12 protein-coding genes are annotated in these 20,599 nt (G+C 68.0%); 3 read left to right on the plus strand and 9 right to left on the minus strand.

What is annotated here, in order from left to right:
- Window positions 1–18 precede the first annotated feature (18 nt).
- The 7 genes from H5393_RS08170 to H5393_RS08200 all read right to left on the minus strand — a co-directional run bounded on the left by H5393_RS08170 (window position 19) and on the right by H5393_RS08200 (window position 10,418).
- The gene (locus H5393_RS08170) at window positions 19–1,278 is read right to left on the minus strand and encodes an endo-1,4-beta-xylanase (RefSeq protein WP_182766229.1); all 1,260 of its coding nucleotides are present in this window, start codon (window positions 1,276–1,278) and stop codon (window positions 19–21) included.
- Window positions 1,279–1,695: 417 nt separating this feature from the next.
- Entirely contained in the window at window positions 1,696–2,805 is a 1,110-nt protein-coding gene (locus tag H5393_RS08175; RefSeq protein ID WP_182766230.1) for an SDR family NAD(P)-dependent oxidoreductase, read from the minus strand.
- Window positions 2,806–2,836: 31 nt separating this feature from the next.
- Window positions 2,837–4,183, minus strand: coding sequence for a PHP domain-containing protein (locus tag H5393_RS08180; protein ID WP_182766231.1), 1,347 nt, complete (start codon window positions 4,181–4,183; stop codon window positions 2,837–2,839).
- A gap of 217 nt (window positions 4,184–4,400) precedes the next feature.
- On the minus strand, window positions 4,401–6,863 hold the full coding sequence (locus tag H5393_RS08185) for a thiamine pyrophosphate-dependent enzyme (RefSeq protein ID WP_182766232.1): 2,463 nt from the start codon (window positions 6,861–6,863) through the stop codon (window positions 4,401–4,403).
- A gap of 19 nt (window positions 6,864–6,882) precedes the next feature.
- Window positions 6,883–8,250, minus strand: coding sequence for a dihydrolipoyl dehydrogenase (gene lpdA / locus H5393_RS08190; RefSeq protein WP_182766233.1), 1,368 nt, complete (start codon window positions 8,248–8,250; stop codon window positions 6,883–6,885).
- 14 nt (window positions 8,251–8,264) lie between these two features.
- Window positions 8,265–9,647: a dihydrolipoamide acetyltransferase family protein gene (locus tag H5393_RS08195; protein ID WP_182766234.1), complete on the minus strand. Its 1,383-nt coding sequence runs from the start codon at window positions 9,645–9,647 to the stop codon at window positions 8,265–8,267.
- An 18-nt stretch (window positions 9,648–9,665) separates the two neighbouring features.
- Window positions 9,666–10,418, minus strand: coding sequence for a DeoR/GlpR family DNA-binding transcription regulator (locus H5393_RS08200; RefSeq protein ID WP_182766235.1), 753 nt, complete (start codon window positions 10,416–10,418; stop codon window positions 9,666–9,668).
- Between the two features lie 281 nt (window positions 10,419–10,699).
- Here H5393_RS08200 and H5393_RS08205 point away from each other — a divergent pair, with 281 nt between their 5' ends.
- A complete protein-coding gene (locus H5393_RS08205; RefSeq protein WP_182766236.1) occupies window positions 10,700–14,284 on the plus strand; it encodes an exo-alpha-sialidase in 3,585 nt (1,194 codons plus the stop codon).
- 53 nt (window positions 14,285–14,337) lie between these two features.
- Here H5393_RS08205 and H5393_RS08210 read toward each other — a convergent pair whose 3' ends face one another.
- Together H5393_RS08210 and H5393_RS08215 are read right to left on the minus strand one after the other, a co-directional pair.
- Window positions 14,338–16,221 (minus strand): hypothetical protein, encoded by a 1,884-nt coding sequence (locus H5393_RS08210; RefSeq protein ID WP_182766237.1) that lies wholly within the window; start codon window positions 16,219–16,221, stop codon window positions 14,338–14,340.
- 33 nt (window positions 16,222–16,254) lie between these two features.
- Window positions 16,255–17,694, minus strand: coding sequence for a hypothetical protein (locus H5393_RS08215; RefSeq protein WP_182766238.1), 1,440 nt, complete (start codon window positions 17,692–17,694; stop codon window positions 16,255–16,257).
- Between the two features lie 160 nt (window positions 17,695–17,854).
- Between H5393_RS08215 and H5393_RS08220 the strand changes: the two genes are divergently transcribed.
- Both H5393_RS08220 and H5393_RS08225 read left to right on the plus strand, forming a co-directional pair.
- Entirely contained in the window at window positions 17,855–18,532 is a 678-nt protein-coding gene (locus tag H5393_RS08220) for a fructose-6-phosphate aldolase (protein ID WP_182766239.1), read from the plus strand.
- Window positions 18,533–18,769: 237 nt separating this feature from the next.
- Window positions 18,770–20,557 (plus strand): nucleoside-diphosphate sugar epimerase/dehydratase, encoded by a 1,788-nt coding sequence (locus H5393_RS08225; RefSeq protein WP_182766240.1) that lies wholly within the window; start codon window positions 18,770–18,772, stop codon window positions 20,555–20,557.
- Window positions 20,558–20,599: the final 42 nt, after the last annotated feature.

Here is a 20,599-nt window from a genome sequence, read left to right on the forward strand (position 1 = left end):
CCCGGCACTCCCGAAGCCTCAGCGGAGCGTCAGGTCCTGAGGCTGAGCGTCGACGAGGTCGAAGTCCACGGCGACCCCATCAGCGACAGCCCGGTAGCGCCCCTTCCACCCCTCGACGGCGACCCGACCCTCGGCGTCCGTCCGCAGCGTGGCCGGCGGCGTCCACCACTCCTCCTTCACCAGGCGACGCAGCGCGTGGTAGGCCGGCTTCGGGGTGCCGTCGAGCCGCACCAGCCCCGCAGGCGCGCCCAGCCAGGCGTCGACGTCGGAGATCCCCCAGTACGTGGCCGACACGACGCTGGGGTGCTGCCACAGCAGCCGCAGGTGCGCCTCGAGTTCCTCTGCCTGCCGGGCCTCGCCGTCGGGGGTGGTGGGCCACGAATCGACGACGTGGTCGTTGAGGTCGACGATCTGCTTGGGCATGAGTTCGCCGGAGACCAGCGTCATCTCGGTGAAGTGCAGCGGGAGCCCGTAGCGGGAGAACTTCTCCAGGACGCGTTCTGTCTTCTCCTGGCCCCACCAGCCCTGGTGCATGTGGCTCTGCAGCCCGATGGCGTCCACTTGGATGCCGGCCTCGAGGACGGCCTCGACGAGGGTGTCGTAGGCGCTGGACATGTCGAAGTCGTTGAGGAGGAGCGTGGCCGACGGGTTGGTGGCGCGGGCCTCCTCGAACGCCAAGCGGATGGTGCCGACGCGGCCCAGTTTGCGCGCGAGCCGGGTGATGCCGTTCTGCTCCGCGGTGAAGACCGGCATGATGACCACCTCGTTGATGGCGTCCCACATGTCGATAAGGCCGGCGAAGTCGCCGACATCGCGACGGATGCGCTCGCGCTGGACGCCTTCGATCTCGTCGGTGCTGAGGTCCAGCAGCCACTTCGCGTCGACGCTGTGCCACACCAGGGGGTGCCCTTTGAGCGTGACGCCGTGCCGCGCGAACCATTCAGCCGTGCGACGGAGTTCCTCGGTGTGGGGCTTCCCGCGTTCGGGCTCGAAGCGGCCCCAGTAGAAGGGCAGGGTGGCCCAATTGAAGACGTCGAGCCATAGGTCGGCGAGCGCGGTGAGGCGCCTGGCCTCGTCCCCGTCGGGCGCCAGTTCGTTGTTGTGGAGCGGAAGGAAGTCGAAGCCGATGCAGCCGAACCCGAACTCGTGCCGGGTCTGCTCGACGGTGACCTCGGCGTCGGCCAGGGGCGTGCCGTCGGCGCGGCGCAGGGTGAGGGTGCGGGCGGCGCGGCGGTGTGCCATCGTCGGATCGGGCTGGGGCGATTGCTCGGGGTACATGTCCCTCCAGTGTTTTTGTCCTACCTCACAACAATAGCTAGGACCTGACGCTGCACTGAGGCTTCGGTGGCATCGGGTGCAGCTGGACAAGGCAGCAACCGCGGCAGGCCGGCGCGACCGCAGCCCGGCAGGCGAGCCCCAGGACGCCGTCGCAATTCACTGCTGAGTTTGGCTCCGTCCATGGCACCAGACCCAGCACTGAAACATCGCGCCCAGCTCAAGTGCTGGATTCATGCCCAAAGACGGCACCAAACCCAGCAGCAATCCGAGAGCCGTCTGCCCTGACCAGCCCCCACGAGCTCACGCGCTAGCTGCCTTGCCAGCGCAGGCGGCGACGACCTCAGCTTCATCCAACAGAACGCAATCGCGGTCCGCCGGGCTTGACCCGACGGACCGCGACGACGAACTCAACCAGCCCTAGCTGCTCAGCATCACCTGACCGCCGGTGACCGGGATGGCCTGGCCCGTCTCGTAGGCCTGCTCGACGATGTAGTACACCGCGCGCATCACGTCGGCGCCGTACGTGCCGCGACGCAGCGGCACCTTGGCCTCGTAGAAGTCGCGGACCTCCTGGACGGTGGTGGCGCCGGGCACCTTGCCGGAGCGCAGGTACTGCACGAACAGGCCACGGTCCGGGTCGGACCACAGCGGGCCGTCGTAAAAGTTGCCCGGGCAGATCGCGTTGACCTTCACGCCGTGCTCCACCATCTCCAACGCGAACGACTGCACCAGCCCGATGCCGCCGAACTTCGAGCCCGCGTAGGCGCCGTTCTTGTTCGAGCCGACGAGGCCGGACTTGGAGTTGATCTGGATGATGTCGGTGGTCCACTCGGGCGCCGTCCGGTGCTGCGCGGCCAGGAGCCGGCCCAGGTGCTTGGTGACCAGGAAGAACGCCGTGTAGTTGATGTCGGTGGTGAAGGCGAAGTCCTTCAACTCCTGCTCCAACACCGGGCCGGCGCGCACGACGCCGGCGTTGGAGACGACCAGGTCGAGGCCACCGGTGCGCCGGGCGATCTCCGCAGCCATCGCGGCGACGGAGTCCTCGTCGCCGACGTTGACCTTGATGGCCGCGGTGCGATCCGTGCCCAGCTCCTGGGAGAGGGCGGTGGCGCCGTCGATGTTGAGGTCGGCGATGTAGACGAACGCGCCGGAGTCGACGAGGCCGTGCACGATCTCGGCACCGAAGCCCTGCGCGCCGCCGGTCACGACGGCGACCTTGCCGGCCACCACCTCGGAGCGGAACGCCGCGGAACGTGCCTCGGCCGACTTGGCGTCGGGCAGGACGGAGACGTCGCCGAGGGTCTCGACGGCGAACGAGTAGCTCTCCCCCGCGACTTCGACGGCGAGCTGAGCCGGGAGGGGAAGTTCGGCGCCGTGGAGGGCGTCGGCCAGGTCGTCGACCGAGGCCGCCTGGAGGCTGATGGGCCCGGCGGGCTCGGCCGGGTCGCTCAGCGTCAGGACGACGGGGACGCCGTGGCGGGCGAGGTACGCGCCCCGCACCATCGGGGCGATGGTGGTGATGGTCATGGGTTCTCCTTAACGGTTCCTGGGCGCTGGCTCAGGGAATGAGGCGCGCCGCAGCGTCGGCGACGGGCAGGCCGTCCTGGATCATTTCCCGGCCGACGGCGGAGTAACGCGCAACGCGCTCCTTCAGCGGCAGCCCGGCAAGGCGCGAGTTCTCGGCGAACAGCCCGAGGGAACGGTCGTTCTCGGCGAGCCGCTCATGGGCGACCATCGCCCACGTCGCGTCGTTCAGGTGGTCCAGCTCCGGGCGCTGCAGCTCGGGGCAGTTGAACACCTGACGCGGCGTGTTGATGTCCACGCCGCTCACCTCGAGCAGCCCGTTGCGGTCCGCCAGGTCAGCGATGCGCGCCATCTGCGCGGATGTGTTGCGCGGCGGCATGTACGTGATGGCCGGCATCCCGATCTCGCCGAGGAACTCGACGAGCTCGTCGAGGAAGTCGTCCTCGAACTTCTCCGCCTTCTTGTCCCCCGTCGGCGACGCGGTGACGTCGCCCAGGTACGCGTAGCACGGGATGGCCCCGATCGACTTGGCGAAGGCGATCACCTCAGCCATCGTCGGGCATTCGCCGCCGTCCTCGAACCGCTCGGGGATGACGTAGATCTGGTCGAGGAACTCGGCCTTCATCACGCCCAGGAGGTCGAAGGTGAGGTGCGGGTTGTCGACGTCGGCCAGCTGCGCCTTGACCTTGTCGGACAGGTTCAGCCCCATCTGAGCCAGCCCGTCGACGAGCGACTCACCGCGGCCGAACCGCTCGATGAGCTTGTCCGCCATCGCGGCCAGAAGGTGCCGCTCGGTGACCGTGCCGCCGAGGAGGAACTGTGAGCGGCCGACGATGTCGGTCTCCACGTCAATCAACGGGGCGCCGAGCTTGTCCAGGATCGCATTGGCGTTCTCCACCATGGTGGCGGTGCGCTTCAGCCGCGCCTCGCGGATGGGCTTGAGGAACTCCGCGGCCGCGTCGCGCGACGACGCGGGGATGCCCTGCACCGTCATGTAGACGATGCCGGCGGTGTCCGGGTTGTTGAGCTTCCGGTCGTGGAACGGGGCGCGACCCGCCGCCACGTCGTCGGCGGAGTGCACGTAGACGCGGCACTCGAAGCCGGTCACCGAGCCGAGCCCGACGGCCTCAGCGGCCGCCGTCATCTCCGCGGCGCCGGCGGCCGAATCGTGATCGACCGAGCCGACGACGGTCAGCCCGGCCTCGCGGGCCCGCAGCGCCGCCATGGCCGGGGTGTACGGGCTGAAGCTGTAGATGGTGTGGACGTGGTTGTTGGATTCCGTCACGAAGGGCGGGAAGTCCGGGTTGGTCGCGAGGTGCTCCCGCAGCGCGTCGAGTCGCTCGACCGGGGTGGCATTCGGGTCGTTGATCGTGGTGGTCATGCTTCTCCTTTTCACTGCATCGCTGCGCACTTCGCAGACTTCGGCCGAACGTCGCAGACCTCCGTCGGACGTCGCAGACCTCGGCCGACGTCGCAGACAGAGGACTGTCTGCGACCCCGCAGGCCGTCTGCGACGTCACGCCCAGGTCTGCGACGTCACGGGCGGTCTGCGAGGGGGTGGGCCGGGCGACACCGGAGCGGCGCCCGGCCCACCGTCGTCAGAGGCCCAGCTTCGCGCGGCGGACGATTTCGCCGTCGGTCTGGTTGGACTCGGGCGTGTGGCCCTTCAGCGGGAGCATCCGCTCGTGGATGGCGTCGACGATCCACTCGGGCTGCGGGAAGAACAGCTTCTCCAGCTCAGCGGCGGGCGTGATGATGTTGCGCGAACCCACCACGGTGACCGGTGCGTCGAGGCTGTCGAACGCCAGGGTCTGCACCCGGGAGGCGACATCGTGGAGGAACGAGCCACGATCCACCGCGTCCGACGACAGCAGCAGGCGGCCGGTCTTCTTCACCGACTCCAGCACCACCGTCAGATCGAGCGGGGCGATGAAGCGCAGGTCGATGACCTCCGCCGAAACCCCATACTTCGATTCCAGGATCTCTGCGGCCTCCATGGCCCGGTACAGCGTGGGGCCGAGCGTCGCGATGGTCACATCCGCGCCTTCGCGGCGGACGACGGGCTGGCCCTCTTCCACCTCGTAGTACTCGGTGGGCACGCCGTCCTCGACGAACTGCTCAGCCACGTCGTACAACAGCTGCGACTCGAAGAACACCACCGGATCCGTGCCGCGCAGCGCCAGGTTCATCATGCCCTTGGCGTCGAACGGGGTGGAGGGGTAGTAGACCTTCAGGCCGGGCATGTGCGCCACGAGCGCGGACCAGTCCTGGGAGTGCTGGGCGCCGTACTTGGAGCCCACGGACACGCGCATGACCAGCGGCATCTTCAGCAGGCCGCCGGACATCGACTGCCATTTGGGCGCCTGGTTGAAGATCTCGTCGCCTGCGCGGCCGAGGAAGTCGCAGTACATCAGTTCGACGATGGCGCGGCCGCCCGAGAGCGCGTAGCCGACACCGGCGCCGATGATGGCGGCCTCGGAGATGGGCGAGTTGAACAGGCGGTGGTGCGGCAGCAGTTCGGTGAGGCCGCGGTAGACGGCGAACGCGCCGCCCCAGTCGCGGTTCTCCTCGCCCCAGCCGGCGAGCGTCGGGTCCGTGGCGAAGCCGTGCGCGACGGCCTCGAACAGCGCGTCGCGGTAGTTGTAGGCCTTGGCCTTGGAGACCGCCTTGCCGGTGGCGTCCTTGTAGAAGCGGCTCTTGGCGAGCAGCGACTTGGCGCGCGCGTTCTCCGCCAGCGGCTGGAGGAGCTCCGGCTCGCGGGTGGTGTCCAGCGAGGGCTCGTTGCCGTCGGAGTACATGACCGATTCGATGAACGCGGTGTCGACGCGGGGGCTGGAGCCGTCGTCCTTCGTGGCGATGGCGATGATCTTGGTCAGGCGCTCGTCGAACGTGGCCTGGATCCCGTCCACCTCGTCCTGGGTGAGGACCTTGTTGTCGACGAGGTACTTGGCGTAGTTCGTGAGGCCGTCGTGGGCCTGCCACAGCTCCACCTCTTCGGGCGTGCGGTAGGACGAGGCGTCCGACGGCGAGTGGCCGGAGAAGCGGTAGGTGATGGTGTCGGTGAGCACCGGGCCGTGGCCGTTCTCCAGGATCTCGCGCTTGCGGGCGACCGCATCGGCGACGGCGAGCGGGTTCAGGCCGTCGACGCGCTCGGCGTGCATGGCCTCGGGGTTCACGCCCATGCCCACGCGGGCGAGGATGTCGTAGCCCATGGTCTCGCCGGCGGTCTGGCCGCCCATGCCGTAGAAGTTGTTGAAGAAGTTGAACCAGATGGGCGGGTTGCCGTCGACGCCGTCCTTCCACAGGGTGCGGTACTGGTCCATGGCGGCCATCATCATGGCTTCCCACACCGGGCCACAGCCCATGGAGGCGTCGCCGATGTTGGCGATCACGATGCCGTTCTGCCGGTTGATGCGCTTGAACAGCGCGGAACCGGTGGCGATGTCTGCGGAGCCGCCGACGATGGCGTTGTTGGGCATGGAGCCGAACGGCGCGAAGAAGGCGTGCATGGAGCCGCCGAGGCCGCGGTTGAAGCCGGCGGAGCGGGCGAAGGTCTCAGCGACGGTGCCGTAGAGGATGAAGTTCTCGGCCAGGTCTGCGAGGTTCTCGAAGCCCACCTTCTCGGCGAACCCGAGGGTCTCGCCGTCGAGGAACTGCTTCATGATGTTCTCGAGCTGGTCTTCGGGCAGCTTGCGGGCCGCGGAGTAGCACTTGGCGAGGATCTCGCCGTGCGAGCGGTGCGAGCCGAAGACGTAGTCGTCGGGGTTCAGCTGCGAGGCCTGGCCGACGACGGCGGATTCCTGTCCGATGGACAGGTGCGCGGGGCCGCGGTGGTTGTACTCGACACCGTTCCAGGAGCCGGTCTTCTTGATGGAGTCCAGCATGGTCTCGAACTGACGCACGGCGATCATGTCGTGGAGGATGTCGACGAGGCCCTGCTTGCCGTACTTGGCGAGCTCCGCGTCGAAGTCCGGCGTGTACTGGTTGACGGGAACCTTCGGTGATTCGATGTACGAGGCCGAACGTACGTTGCTCGGGTCGACGATGAGTGACTTGGTCATGGGTGTGTATCTCCTGGTGTCAGATCTTCGCGGCCCAAGCCGCTTCTCGGATCAGTTCGCTGACGGTTGGGTGGGGGAAGACGACCTGGCGCAGGTCCGTGATGCTGAGTTCGGTCTCGAGCACGACGGAGGCGCCCCAGACCATCTCGGAGGCGTAGGTGCCGAGCACGTGGACGCCGAGCACGGTGAGGCTCTCGGCGTCGTAGACGAGCTTGCAGGCGCCGGGCGCCTTGACGCCCTCTTCGGCGACGAAGCGGCCGGACAGGTAGGCCGGCACGACGACCTTGGCCACCTTGTAGCCGGCCGCTGCGGCCTGCTTCTCGGTGAGGCCGACGCCTGCCGCCTCCGGGGCCGAATACACGGCCCACGGGATGGTGTTCCAGCGCATGATCTCGCCGCGGCGGTGCGCCTCGGGGTCGAGGATGTTGGCGACGGCGATCTCACCCATGCGGTAGGCGGCATGGGCCAGCAGCGAGCGGCCGGTGACGTCGCCGACTGCCCACACGTTGGGCAGGTTGGTGCGCATCCGGTCGTCGACGACGATGCCCTTGCCGGAGACCTCCAGGCCGGAGTTCTCCGCGCCCCAACCCTGGACGGCGGGGCGCCGGCCCACGGCCATCAGCACGACGTCAGCCTCGACGGATTCCTCCGCGCCGGCCAACGTTTCGTATTTAACGGTGCCGCCGTCGATGCCGGTGACCTTGCATTCGAGCTTGAACTTCACGTCGGCGAGGCCCTTGCGCAGCTGCGCGGCGAGCTCGTCGTCCATGAACGGCACGATCTCCGGCAGCATCTCCACGACGGTGACCTCAGAGCCCAGCATGGCGAACAGGCTGGCGAACTCGAGGCCGATCACGCCGCCGCCGATGACGGCCAGGCGGGCCGGGATCTCCTCGATGGCGAGCATGCCGGTGGAGTCCACTACCTTCTGGTTGTCCTTGGCGCCGGGGATGGGCGGCATGACGGGGACCGAGCCGGTGGCGAGGATCACGTGCTTGCCGGTGTACTGCGTGCCGTCAACGGTCACCTTGCCCGGGCCGTCGAACGTGCCGTGGCCCTTCACGACGGTGACGCCGGCCTTCTTCTCGGCCTGACCGACGCCACCCACGAGGGTGTCGACGGTCTGCTTCTTCCACTTCTGCATGGTGGGCCAGTCCACCGAGATGTCGCCGGCGTTGACGCCCAGCTTCGCGCCGTGCTTGGCGTGGGCGTAGGTCTTGGCCGCGTTGAGGAGCGCCTTGGTGGGGATGCAGCCCACGTTCAGGCAGGTGCCGCCCAGCGCGTCGGCCTCAACGAGGAGGACCTTCTTCTTCGCGTGGCCGAGGCGCTCCGCGGCGATGTAGCCGCCGGGGCCGCCGCCCAGCACGATGACGTCGAATTCGTTCATTGCGTTTCCCCTTCTCAGCCCAGGACCGTGATGTCGATGTTTTCGATGTAGCGCACGAGGTCCTGCAGGAAGCGGGCCGCGTCGGCGCCGTCGATCACGCGGTGGTCCGCGGTGAGCGAGAACCCGATGCGCTGTTCTGCCCCGACGGTGCCGTCGTCGTTGATAACGGCCCGGGGGAAGATGGCGTCGACGCCCAGGATGGCCACCTGCGGCACGTTCAGCAGCGGGGTGAAGCTCTCGATGCCGAAGCCGCCCAGGTTGGTGACGGTGAACGTCGCCCCGGCCAGCAGGTCGGGGTTGATCTTGCCGTCGATGGCCTGGTAGGCGAGGTCCTTGCTGGTGGCGGAGAACTCGCGCAGGCTCATCTCCGACGCGTTGCGCACCGTCGGCACGAGGAGGCCGCGCGGGGTGTCGACGGCCATGCCCAGGTGCACGTTCTGGAACGTGGTGAAGACGCCGTCCTCGAGGTGGCCGTTGTGCTGGGTGTTCTTGGCCGCGGACTTGACGGCGGCGAAGCCGACGAGGTCGCCGATGGTGACCTTGTTGAGCCCCAGTTCCTCGGGCGAGCCCTTGAGCTTCTTGCGCAGGGCCAGCAGGCCGGCGGCCTTCGCCGTCGACGTGTAGGTGAGCTGCGCGGAGCTGGCCAGCGAGTGCATCATGCGCTCGGCGATGACCTTGCGGATGCCCTTCACCGGGGTGGCGGTGGAGGGGCCGGGGTACTCGCGGGCGCCGGACGAGAGGAACGGCGCGGCCTGCGGGGCTTCGGCCTGGGCTTCCTTGCCGAGGTCCGCCGTGGCGACGCGTCCGCCGAGGCCGGTGCCCTGGCCGGGGAGCGCGCCTGCGCGGGCTGCGGCGAGCGTGGTGCCGCCGCCGTCGAGAACTGCCCGGACGTCGCGCTCGATCACGCGGCCGCCGGGGCCGGAGCCCTGGGAGACGGCGCTGATGTCGATGTTGCTGGAGTTGGCCAGGTTGCGGGCCCGCGGGCTGGTCCCGGCGTTTCCTGAGCCAGCCGCCTGCGGCTGGTCGGAGGACGCGGGAGCCGACGTGGCAGGTTCACTCACAGGCGCCTCGACAGGCGCAGCAGCCGACCCGGCTTCCTCAGCTTCGCCGTCCTTGCCCTTCCAGCCGGCGGCGTCGAGCGCGGTCTGGGGATCCTCGCCCGCTGCGCCGACGACCACCAGCGGCTCCTTGACGGGGACGTCGTCGCCCTCGTCCCAGAGGATTGCCAGGACGGTGCCCGCCTCGGTGGACGGCACCTCCATGGAGGCCTTGTCTGTCTCGACCTCACACAGCACGCCGTCGACAGCGACCTCGTCGCCGACCTTGACCTGCCAGGAAATGATCAGGCACGACTCGACGCTGTTGCCGAGCTGCGGCATGACTACAACGGTTGCCATTGCGGTTTTCCTTCTTTGTTAGACGACGCACACCTGGGTGTGCTCTTGCAGCGCTTCCAGTGCCCCTTCGGGCAGCCCGGAATCCGTGATGATCCCGGTGATGCCGTTCAGCGGCAGAAAACTGACGAAACCGGCCTGGCCGAACTTCGTGGAATCGGCCACCAGCCAGGTCTCCTCCGCGCGGTCCCGCATGGTGGACGCCACCTGGGCGCCCTCGACGAACCGGGTGGTGAGGCCGCGCTCCGGGGAGAACCCGTCGGTGCCGAGGAACGCGATGCGGGCGTTGAACTCCCCGATCGCACGCTCGGCGAGCGGGCCGACGAACGACTCTGACTCGCGGCGGAAGACGCCCCCGGTGAGGATGACGTTGACGTTGGGGATGCTGCGCGCATTGTTGAAGACGAGCGCGGAGTTGGTGACCACCTGGACGCCGCGTCGGGGGCTGAGGCTGCGCACCACCATGGCGCACGTGGTGCCGGCCTCGATCATCACGGCGTCGTCGTCGCGGAGCATGGCCGCGGCCGTCGCTGCGATGCGGGTCTTGGCCTCGACGTTGAGCTGTTCGCGCTGGAGGATGGACTTCAGCGTGGTGGGACGCGCGCCGCCGCGGGTGCGAACGAGCATGCCCTGCTGCTCCAACGTGCGCAGATCTCCCCGAATGGTGACCTCTGACACTCCGAGATCCGCTGCCAGTGACGCGACGGTGAGGGCGCCTTCGCCGGACAGCCGAGACATGATCTCAGTCTCCCGATCTGCACGTTCCACGGTCATTGTGGCTTTCAACCAGCTTTCGGTTTGCTTACGGACACCTTTCGTCCACCAACGATAGTACCTTCACTTCCCTACGTCTGCACAGGGGTCACTTATGTTTTCTGCCGGGCGTACCACCGACCCCCTGCCAGCAGTGCTTTGTGGTTTCACACCGCTCACATGGGCTGCACACCTAGCAACAAAGAGATGCGACATCAGACCTCTGGCCTAGACTCAGCGTTTGTCGTCTCAAGGAGGAGAACCCAGTGCAAAGAAATCGCACATTGAGTTCGTGGTTCGCCATGGCACTCGCATTCTGTCTGGCCCTGACGGGCCTCATCGCGGCACCCACGGCGCAGGCCGAGGTTGTCGTCACCCCGGTAGGCACCTGGCTGCCGACCCCCAACGGCCAGGTGAAGATCGGCTCCGTGACCCCCGACAAGACGGCGTACTCAGTCGGCGACGTCGTGACCGTCCGCTTCCGTATGGAATCCAACGCCGCCGCGCCGGCCAGGACGATCGTCGCCACCTCCAACACGCTGACCAACGCGGCCAGCTGCAGCTGGGGCGGCACGTTCACTGCCGGCTCCGGAGGCAAGTACGACTGCGCCCGCACCCAGGGCGGGGTCCAGTACCCGCAGCTCACCTACACCGTCACCCAGGCCGACGCTGACGCGGGCCGGGCGATCTATGACCTCACCTGGACCGAGACCGCTGCCGGCGGCACCCCCGTAGTGACCACCATCTACGGCTCCATCCCGGTGACCACCGCCACCCCCGAGCCCATCGAGTACCTCACGGTCTCGCTGGCCCGCACTGACAGCCTCGGCGACCCCGTGCGCGTGGGCGACACCCTGACCTATGCCGTCACTTACACCAACGTCTCCGCTCAGTCGATCACTGCCTTCCCCCGCACGTCGAACCTGGACGGCATGCTGCCGCCGAACCCCCCGAACTGCCGCTGGGCAGGGCTGGCGGCCGGCGCCACCAACACCTGCGCTACGGCCAGCCACACCGTGACCGAGGCCGACCTCACGGCAGGGTCGTTCACCGGCACCGTGACCTTCGACGCCACCGCTGACAGGGACGGCCTCACTGTCCTCCAGGCCGGCCTCGTCGCGAGCGCCGCACCCGTGACCGTCACCGACGCCCCGCCGCCGCCGCGCGAAGAGGGCCAGTACGTCACCCTCGCCTCCGCCGGCTACGCAGGCTTCACCTGCCACCGCATTCCGGCGCTGACCCAGGCCAACAACGGCTGGATCCTCGCGTCGTGGGACGGTCGCCCCGGCGGCTGCGGCGACTCGCCGAACCCGAACTCCATCGTCCAGCGCATCTCGAAGGACGGCGGACAGACCTGGGGCGACCCGGTTGTGATCGCCGCCGGACAGACGTCGCCCCGCATGGGCTACTCCGATCCGTCCTATGTGGTGGACCGCGAGACCGGCAAGATCTTCAACTTCTTCGTCAAGTCCTACGACGTCGGCCTCTGGGGCTCCGTCGAGGGAACCGATCCCACCGCCCGCAACATCATGCACGCCGCGGTGATCGAGTCCGCCGACAACGGCGAGACCTGGAGCGAACCGCGCGTCATCACGCCCAGCATCACCAACGAGTCCAACTGGTACACCCGCTTCGCCTCCTCCGGCGAGGGCATCCAGCTGCGCTACGGCGACTACGCAGGGCGCCTCATCCAGCAGTACTCCATCGGCATCACCGGGCAGAACGGCCTCCGTGCAGTGTCCGTCTACTCGGACGACCATGGCGTCACCTGGCACGCGGGTAACCCCACCGAGACCGGCATGGACGAGAACAAGACCGTGGAACTCTCCGACGGCCGCGTCATGCTGAACTCCCGCGCCCCGGGGACCGGGGCTCGTCGCATCACCATCTCTGAAGACGGTGGCGTGAACTACGGGCCGGCGTACATCGACCGCGCCCTCATCGATCCCGCCAACAACGCGTCGATCACCCGCGCCTACCCGAACGCCGCTGAGGGCTCGCCCCAGGCGAAGATGCTGCTGTTCTCGAACGCCGCCGCAGGCTCGCGCTCCAACGGCACCGTCAAGCTCAGCTACGACGACGGCCAGACCTGGTCCGTCGCCAAGGTGTTCGAGCCCGGCTCGATGTCCTACTCCACGCTGACCCCCCTGGCCTACGGCCCCGGCGCGCAGCCCGGCACGTACGGCCTGCTCTTCGAGGGCACCAGCTCCACGATCCGCTACATGCAGGTCTCGCTCGAGTGGCTGGGCGGCCTGCCCGTCTCGGTGGTCTCGACCGCCCAGACCGTCAACCGTGGCGTCAACACCGTCGAGTTCGAGTTGACCAACGTCGGCGCCGAGGATCTCACGGGCCTCACGCTGACCCCCACCCCGGCGGTGGGATGGACGGCCGCACCGTCCGCCGCCTTCGACTTGGCGGCTGGCGCCTCCACCACCATCTCGCTCGACGTGACGGTGCCGGACTGGGCCGACGCGGGCGCAGCAACGCTGCCCGTGACGGTGGCCACCGCAGACGGTGAGAGCCAGGGCATGGCCCGGCTCACCGTCGAGTTGCTGCCGCTGCAGAACCCCGCGGTCAGCGTGCCGGTGACTGTCGTGGGCGATCTGCCCTACCAGCCCGGCGAGGATCCGTCGAAGATGTTCGACGGCAACACCTCCACCATGTGGCACACACCGTGGCAGACCACGGTCCAGCTGCCGCTGAACATCAACCTCTCCGTCGGCGAGACCCCGCTGGAGCTGGCCTACCTCGAGGTGCTGCCGCGCCAGAGTGGCGGCAACAACGGCAAGATCACCGACTACGAGCTGTACGCCGGCGACTCGCTGGATGCGCTCGTCAAGATCGGTGAGGGCACGATGTCGCTCGACTCGTCGGTGAAGAGGATCCCCCTCGACACGACGGCCCGCTTCGTCCAACTGCGCGTCATCAAGGCGTTCTCGGATCAGGCCATGCAGTTCGTGTCCATCGCAGAACTCGCGGTGAAGGTCGCCGTGCCCGACTCCGTCGACACCACCGCGCCGGTGATCACCGCCGTCGCTGACGTGTCGGTGGAGACCGACGCGGCCGTCTCGGTCGCCATCGAAGCCACCGATGACGTCTCCACCGCGCTGACGTTCAGCGCCGTGGGGCTGCCCGCGGGTGTCTCGATCGACGCCGCCACCGGCGCGATCTCGGGCTCGGTTGCCGCTGCCGGCACCCACGAGGTGACCGTCACCGTGGAGGACGAGGCCGGCAACAAGGCCACCGTCGAGTTCACCCTCACGGTGACCGCGCCGGTCGTGGATCCCTCGCCGTCGCCGAGCCCGTCTGTGTCGCCGTCGCCCTCGGTGTCGCCGAGCCCGTCTGTGTCGCCGTCGCCCTCGGTGTCGCCGAGCCCGTCGGTGTCGCCGAAGCCTTCGGTGTCGCCCAAGCCTTCGGTGTCGCCGTCGGTGAAGCCGACCGTGACCCCGACGAAGCCCGCCGACACGTTCGTGCCGAGCGCCCCGTACACGAAGCCGGGCGCGTACCTGCTCAACGACCGCCGGTGGGTTACCACCTGTGAGGACTACTCGCAGACGGAGCGCTGCCGCACCGAGATCTGGGCCACCGTGGTCAAGGTCGAGAACGGCCAGTTCGTGCGCAAGACGGGGTGGGCGTTCAACAACCTCACCTACCTCCCGTACATGGAGCGTGCCGCGTGGACGGGCAACCCGCTCGGCCAGGCCGGCGAGTTCACCTCGGGAGGCCGTCAGTGGAAGACGGAATGTGACACTGCCGCCACCGGCCGTGGCGCGTGCCGCTCCTACACGATGACGACGGTGTACACCGCAACCGCGAAGCCTGCGGGTGGCTACAGCTTCTCGCAGAGCAACGAGTGGGTGTTCAACAACATCGTCATGTTCAAGTAACCCTTCACCCCCTGATGGAGGACCCCGGAGCGTCGCTCCGGGGTCTTCTTCATTCAGCCGACGAGCGGCCAGATCAACACCAGAGACGCCACCAGCACCCCCACCCCGGCAGCCAAACCCGGCGACGGCGCCCGGTAGCTCCGCCCGGAGCCCGGCGACTGGAAGATCATCAGCGTCACCCGTTCCGCCGCCTGTTCCGCGGTGAGGTCCTCCCCCGGCGCCACCACGTCGACCCCCAGGTTGATGAGTTCGTCGGGCCGCTCGAACCGCGCCGCCACGGAGTGGTCCACGGGCACCACGACGGTGGTCCGGTCCCGCCCGTAGACCTCGTCCAGGAACACCCCGTGCGTCCGCAGGCCCGCGGGGGCGGCCGAGATCCGGCCGTCGGACCATGTGATGGCCGACCAGGGCGCCGACGCGGCCATCAGCACCAGGAACACCACCGGCCACTCCACGGGCTCGTCCCAGATGAACAGCGCCAACGCCAGGACGGCCACCAGCCCCGCACCGCACGCCAACGCCCAGCGCAGCCACCCGGCGTTGCGGTGCGCCCAGACGGGCAGCGCCCTCATGGTGCGGTCGACGGCCCGATGCTTTACCGACGGCACTCCCGCCTCGACGACGGCGCGGCGATCCGTGATGGGCCGCCCGGCCGCGACCTCCGCGAACCAGACCTCGCCGCTCTCGCGCAGCAGGGCGACGGTGGAGCCCTGCGCCCACCTGCCCACGAGGATGAACGGCTCGCCGTTGGCGGCGCTCTGCGGCCCGAGGAAGGCCTCAAGGTTGGCCCGCTCCTCGGGCGTGAACTCGTCGTCGAACTCCTCGGCCTCCTGCTCCCGGATGAACTGCGCGATCTCGAACGCCCCGACCGGTAGTTCTGGGCCATCGTCGTCGTCGGACGCGGGCCCATCATCCGCGGGGTGTGTCGAAGGACGGTCCTCCTCTTCCACGTCCTCCTCCCCCGGGTCCAGCTCCCGCAACCCGGTGAGGTTGATCAGCCGCAGCGTGGGCACGGTGTCATCCACCGGCAAAGCGAGCGCGTCGAACTCCTCGAGCCACAACAGCCGCACCGTCGCAGAAGGCCCGCCCCGCTCGAGCAGGGCGCGACGCCGCGACCGACGCGTGCCCAGCCGCAGGGCGATGGCCGCGCCCAGCAGCGGCGCGACGGCGGTGATCCCCAGCACGAACGCCGGGTTCCCCTGCCCCTGGCCCAGCGGCGTCGCCCGGTCGCCGTCGATCAGCACCTCGATGGCCTCGCCCGGCTGGGGCTCGTCCTGCTCCTCGTCGGTGTAGAACCGCTCGAACGTGAACTCCCGCCCGCCAACCTCCACCACCATCTCGTACGGGTCCTCGATCAGCTCCACGACGGTGCCCGCCGCCAGCTCGGCCCGGGCCTCGAAGGCGGCGACGTCGCTGAGCATGAAGTGGTGCACGCCCAACCCGATCAGGGTGAGCAGCGCGAACGCGCCGGCGACGAGGGCGCCGACCTTCGCGTCGATCCGGGCGTCGTCGGCCGCCCACGAGCCCTCCCATTGCGTCCCGTTGGCCGGCACCACGTGGGGGCCGTGGGGCGTGCTGCGGGAGTCGCGCCAGAGGAACCAAACGAGCCCCGCGACGGCGAACACTGCGGCCGCCCAGCCGAGGCCGCGCACGTCGTCGTGCACAGGTGCGGCCTCGAACAGGACGCCGAGCAGGGCGCCGAAGGCGAACGTCAGCCGCGGCGCCCAGTGGAGCGTGACCACCGTGCCGAGCCAGGCCGGGAACAGCCCCATCAGCACGTAACCGGTGGAGCCGAGCGGTTGGCGCACCACGTCGTCGCCCAGCTGCATGGCGCCCAGCGCGAGGCCGCAGAGGATGGCGAGCACGAACCAGCCCGCCCACCAGGCCCACAGATAGGTGCGGCTACGGCGCAGGTCCTGCGCGGAGAGTCGGTGCATCGGCAAAGGATAGGGCCAGGCGGCGCTGGGCTCTTAGCCGCCTCGGTTCTTCTCAGTTGCGTCCCGTATCTCCAAGATGATCTCGGCCACCTCCAGCGATCTGGATACTCCTCGCATGACTGCGGGACTGGGCTTCGCGCCTTTGGCCATCTTGGTGAGGGCGCCATTCGGCACTGCGCTGGCCAGTGAGAGACCGGCCTTGGCGAAGTCCCCGTCGATCGCGTCCCAGACCGCGAGGGAGACCCCCGCCGCCACTCCGACAACCTGGAGCCATGGGGACTTGGCACGCGCTGCCGTGGCCAGCACCATCAGAACCACGCGACCCCAGCGTTGTACAAACCGCCACACAGCCTCAGCGGCATCGATCACGCAGTGCCCGTAGTCGAGAGGCGACCAGGAACATTCGCTGCGCTGGGTCAGTTCCCTAGCCAGGGCTTGAAGCGCGGCGGCGTCGTGCATGGGGCCGACGTCAGAAGAGATGACGTCATTGGGTGACGACGAGCCACCCATCTCCACGGCCGAGTTGAGCGAGTCGATCGCCGCTGACAATGCGGTGACCGTGGCGCTGGTTCCGACGGCCTGACCCTCGGATTCGGGGAATCGGTGTTCGAACATCAGGAAGTGCGTGAAGTTCCCGATGCTGAGGTCGGCCCCCTCCACCTCGGTCGTGCCAGGCACAAAGCGGGTGAAGGCCCACTCGCTCGCCTCAGGGTTGGCGGTGAGGGCAGCAGTGAGGGCGAGGACACCGTCCCAGAGGTAGACGCCATCGGGTGACGGCGCGTACACCACGTCCTTGCTAGGAGCAGGGCCCGGCCAGGCCCTGTCGCGTTCGAGGCGGTCGAAGTTGTAGTACGCCTTCGTCACGGATTGGAGGAACTCCAGGGACCAGAATCCCCGCGACAGCAGCAGCATCAGGTTCGACCGGTTCGCCGCGTCCTGCTTTTCGCGCAGCTTCCCTTCGGAGTCGAAGAAGCCGTCATGCTCACCGTACAGCGCCACGGGATTCGTGGTGGCGACGATGAAGTCGGTGGTCCACCCCTCACTGAGGGCGAGGTCCCCCGTGCCGTGGGTGGCCAGCGCGAGGGTTCCCGCCAGGTCTGTGAGCATGAGTTCGTAGGCATACGCGCTGGTGCTGACCGCGAACGGGTGCGCTTTGCTTGGGCCGGCCACGGTGGCCAAACCGTCGCCCAGGTCACGCGGTGTCACCCCGGACGCGAAGAAGTACGCGAAGTTCGGCTCGCCGCGGTTCTCGGCCAGTTGTTCCCCCAGCGCCGTCAGGTCGCCGTCCTTGAGGGCGCTGACTGCGGCTCTGGCGTCAGCCCTCGCTCCCCACAGGTAATCGCGGAAGGCAAAGATGCCCGTCCCTGCGATCGCCAGCGCCACGACGAGGCTCACGACGACCCACCGCGACCAACTCCCCTGCTTTCGCCGCTCCGCCATGGGCTCGCCCGTGTGGTCTTCCTGATCCGTCATCACTGCCCCCGAGCCCCATCAACGCGTAGCGGCAAGCTATCAGCCACGGGCCTCGGCCACGCGCCAGATTGGGCATCTGCTCACCGGCCGCTCACCCGCGAAACAGCCGGTCGCATGGTTGGATATCACCAGGGGCACCCCTCACCCGAAAGGCACAGTCATGGACATCCTGTTCGACACGGCCAACTTGGACGACATCGAGCGGCTCACGCCGATCTACCCTGTCACCGGCGTGACCACCAACCCGTCGATTCTCAAGGCCGAGGGCAAGATCGATTTCTACGCGCACTTCCGCCAGATCCGCTCGATCATCGGCCCCAACCGCACCCTCCACGTCCAGGTGCTGTCCAAGGAGACCCAAGGGATGGTGGACGAGGCCCACCGCCTGCTGGACAAGATCGACGCCAACGTCTACCCCAAGATCCCCCTCACCGAGGCCGGCCTCCACGCCATGCGCATCCTGAAGAGCGAGGGCGTGAAGGTGACCGCCACCGCGATCTACTCCAAGACGCAGGGCTTCCTGGCCATCGCCTCGGGTGTCGACTACCTGGCGCCGTACTACAACCGGATGCAGTCGATCGACATCAACACCCGCGAGACCATCGAGGCACTGGCGGGCTTCATCAAGCGGTTCGACGCCCCCAGCAAGATCATGGCCGCTAGCTTCAAGAACATCGCCCAGGTGTCGCACGCACTCCAGAGCGGCGCCGACGCGGTGACGCTGTCGCCGCAGCTGCTGCAGCAGGCGCTGTCCGCACCCGACATCATCACCGCGGTGGACCGCTTCGTCGACGACTGGGAAGAGATCCACGGCACCACCGAACTACCGTTTGAATAGGCGTCGCCGGTTCCCGTGACCACCTGACATATCACACAAACGGATGGGCACAAGGCCGGGGGCCACATAGCAGCAAATGCCGTCCAGCTAGGGGCTTTTCCCGGCCAAACACTCATGACAATTTGGCACTTCTCAGCGGACGGAGTATATGGTAGGCCCGTGGGGGAATGGGATGCATCCAATGATGAAACCAACAAGCCAAGAGGGTCTAACGCTCTGAGCGCGCTCTTGTACCGCATGCCCGCAGCTGTCCGGCGCCTGATCCTGATCATGTGGGATGCGCTCGCCTGGGTGCTCGCGGTGATCGTCTTCCTGTCGATGCGCAACGCAGCCCTCGAGCCCGTTCAGGCCCGGTGGGTGCTCTTCTACACCGCTGCCGCCGTGCTGCTCCAGGTCATCGGCGGCCTGGGTTCGCAGCTGTACCTCGGGCGCAACCGCATCGGCAGCTTCGCTGATGCCGCGGGCATGGGCTTCACCGTCGCCGGTATCGCGATCCTCAACGGCACCACCTTCCTCCTGGCAGCCGATTCTTTCCCCATGCGGGCCGCGGTAGCGTTGCCGTCCCTGGCGCTGATCTTCATGGCCACGGCGCGCCTGGTCTTCCGCTCCATCGTGGAGAGTCGGCCCCGCAGCGCGGCGGCGAACGCCATCCCCACGCTGGTCTACGGCGCCGGCAACGCCGGCCACCAGGTGGCCACGCTCATGGACCTCGCCGAGGATGCGCCCTACCGCATTGTCGGTTTCGTCGACGACAACCGCGACAAGCGCAACCTGCGCGTCCGGAACCACAGGGTGCTCGGCCTCGGCAAGGACATCATCCAGGTGGCCAAGCAGCAGAATGCCCAGGCCGTCATCTTCGCCATCTCCGCGGCCAGCCCCGACCTCATCCAGCGGCTCAGCACCGCCTGCGAGGAGCATGGCCTGGACCTGCTGATCATCCCGTCGCTGCGGGAGATGGTGGGCGGCCAGGTCACCATGGGCTCGCTGCGCAAGCTCAACGTGGCCGACCTCCTCGGGCGTCGCCCCATCAAGACCGACCTCAGCGCCATCGCCGACTACGTCACCGGCAAGGTGGTGCTCGTCACCGGCGCCGGCGGCTCCATCGGCTCCGAGCTCGCCGCCCAGGTGCACCGCCTGGGCCCGGCCAAGCTCATCCTGCTGGACCGCGACGAGTCCGCCCTGCACGGCGTCCAGCTCGACCTCTACGGCAACGGCCTCCTCGACACCGAAGACATGGTGCTGTGCGACATCCGCGACGAGGACGCCCTTGAGCGCGTCTTCAGCAAGCACCGCCCGGACGTGGTGTTCCACGCGGCGGCGCTCAAGCACCTCCCGATGTTGGAGCGCTTCCCCCTTGAGGGGTGGAAGACCAACGTCCTGGGAACCCGCAACGTGCTGCGTGCCGCCTATTCTGTGGGCGTGACACGGTTCGTGAACATCTCCACCGACAAGGCGGCGGCGGCCACCAGCGTGTTGGGCCGCACCAAGCGCCTCGCGGAGCGGCTCACCGCCTGGTACGCCAACGAGTACCAGGTGCCGTACCTGTCCGTGCGGTTCGGCAACGTTCTCGGCTCCCGCGGCTCAGTGCTGATCTCCTTCCAGAGCCAGATCGAGAAGGGTGGCCCCGTGACGGTCACCCACCCGGACGTCACCCGCTACTTCATGACCATCCCCGAGGCGTGCGAGCTGGTGATGCAGGCCGGCGCCATCGGCCTCCCTGGCGACGTCCTGGTGCTGGACATGGGCGAGCCGGTTAAGATCCTCGACGTGGCGAAGCGGATGATCGCGGAGTCCAAGAAGGACATCGAAATCCACTTCACAGGGCTGCGCGAGGGCGAGAAGATGCACGAAGTGCTCTTCAGTAACGCAGAAGCCGGCGACTCGAGCGAGCACCCGCTGATCAGCGAGGTGCAGGTGCCGGCATTGCACCCCGATATGATCCCGGACAGCCCAAAGGCGGAGGAAGACGTGATGAGAATCTTGGAGACAGAACCCACACAGGTTCACAGTGTCATCACTGTTTAGCCCTGCCCCTTCCGTTTACTGTCAGATCCGGCCGCGGCGGGA

It is taken from the genome of Tessaracoccus sp. MC1756 (assembly GCF_014164735.1).
In the GTDB taxonomy this organism is placed as follows: Bacteria; Actinomycetota; Actinomycetes; order Propionibacteriales; family Propionibacteriaceae; genus Arachnia.

Excerpts from the sequence above, each read along its gene's own strand:
- H5393_RS08170 (WP_182766229.1), bottom strand. The coding sequence starts at position 1,278 with ATGTACCCCGAGCAATCGCCCCAGCCCGATCCGACGATGGCACACCGC.
- H5393_RS08175 (WP_182766230.1), bottom strand. The coding sequence starts at position 2,805 with ATGACCATCACCACCATCGCCCCGATGGTGCGGGGCGCGTACCTCGCC.
- H5393_RS08180 (WP_182766231.1), bottom strand. The coding sequence starts at position 4,183 with ATGACCACCACGATCAACGACCCGAATGCCACCCCGGTCGAGCGACTC.
- H5393_RS08185 (WP_182766232.1), bottom strand. The coding sequence starts at position 6,863 with ATGACCAAGTCACTCATCGTCGACCCGAGCAACGTACGTTCGGCCTCG.
- lpdA (WP_182766233.1), bottom strand. The coding sequence starts at position 8,250 with ATGAACGAATTCGACGTCATCGTGCTGGGCGGCGGCCCCGGCGGCTAC.
- H5393_RS08195 (WP_182766234.1), bottom strand. The coding sequence starts at position 9,647 with ATGGCAACCGTTGTAGTCATGCCGCAGCTCGGCAACAGCGTCGAGTCG.
- H5393_RS08200 (WP_182766235.1), bottom strand. The coding sequence starts at position 10,418 with ATGACCGTGGAACGTGCAGATCGGGAGACTGAGATCATGTCTCGGCTG.
- H5393_RS08205 (WP_182766236.1), top strand. The coding sequence starts at position 10,700 with ATGGCACTCGCATTCTGTCTGGCCCTGACGGGCCTCATCGCGGCACCC.
- H5393_RS08210 (WP_182766237.1), bottom strand. The coding sequence starts at position 16,221 with ATGCACCGACTCTCCGCGCAGGACCTGCGCCGTAGCCGCACCTATCTG.
- H5393_RS08215 (WP_182766238.1), bottom strand. The coding sequence starts at position 17,694 with ATGACGGATCAGGAAGACCACACGGGCGAGCCCATGGCGGAGCGGCGA.
- H5393_RS08220 (WP_182766239.1), top strand. The coding sequence starts at position 17,855 with ATGGACATCCTGTTCGACACGGCCAACTTGGACGACATCGAGCGGCTC.
- H5393_RS08225 (WP_182766240.1), top strand. The coding sequence starts at position 18,770 with ATGCCCGCAGCTGTCCGGCGCCTGATCCTGATCATGTGGGATGCGCTC.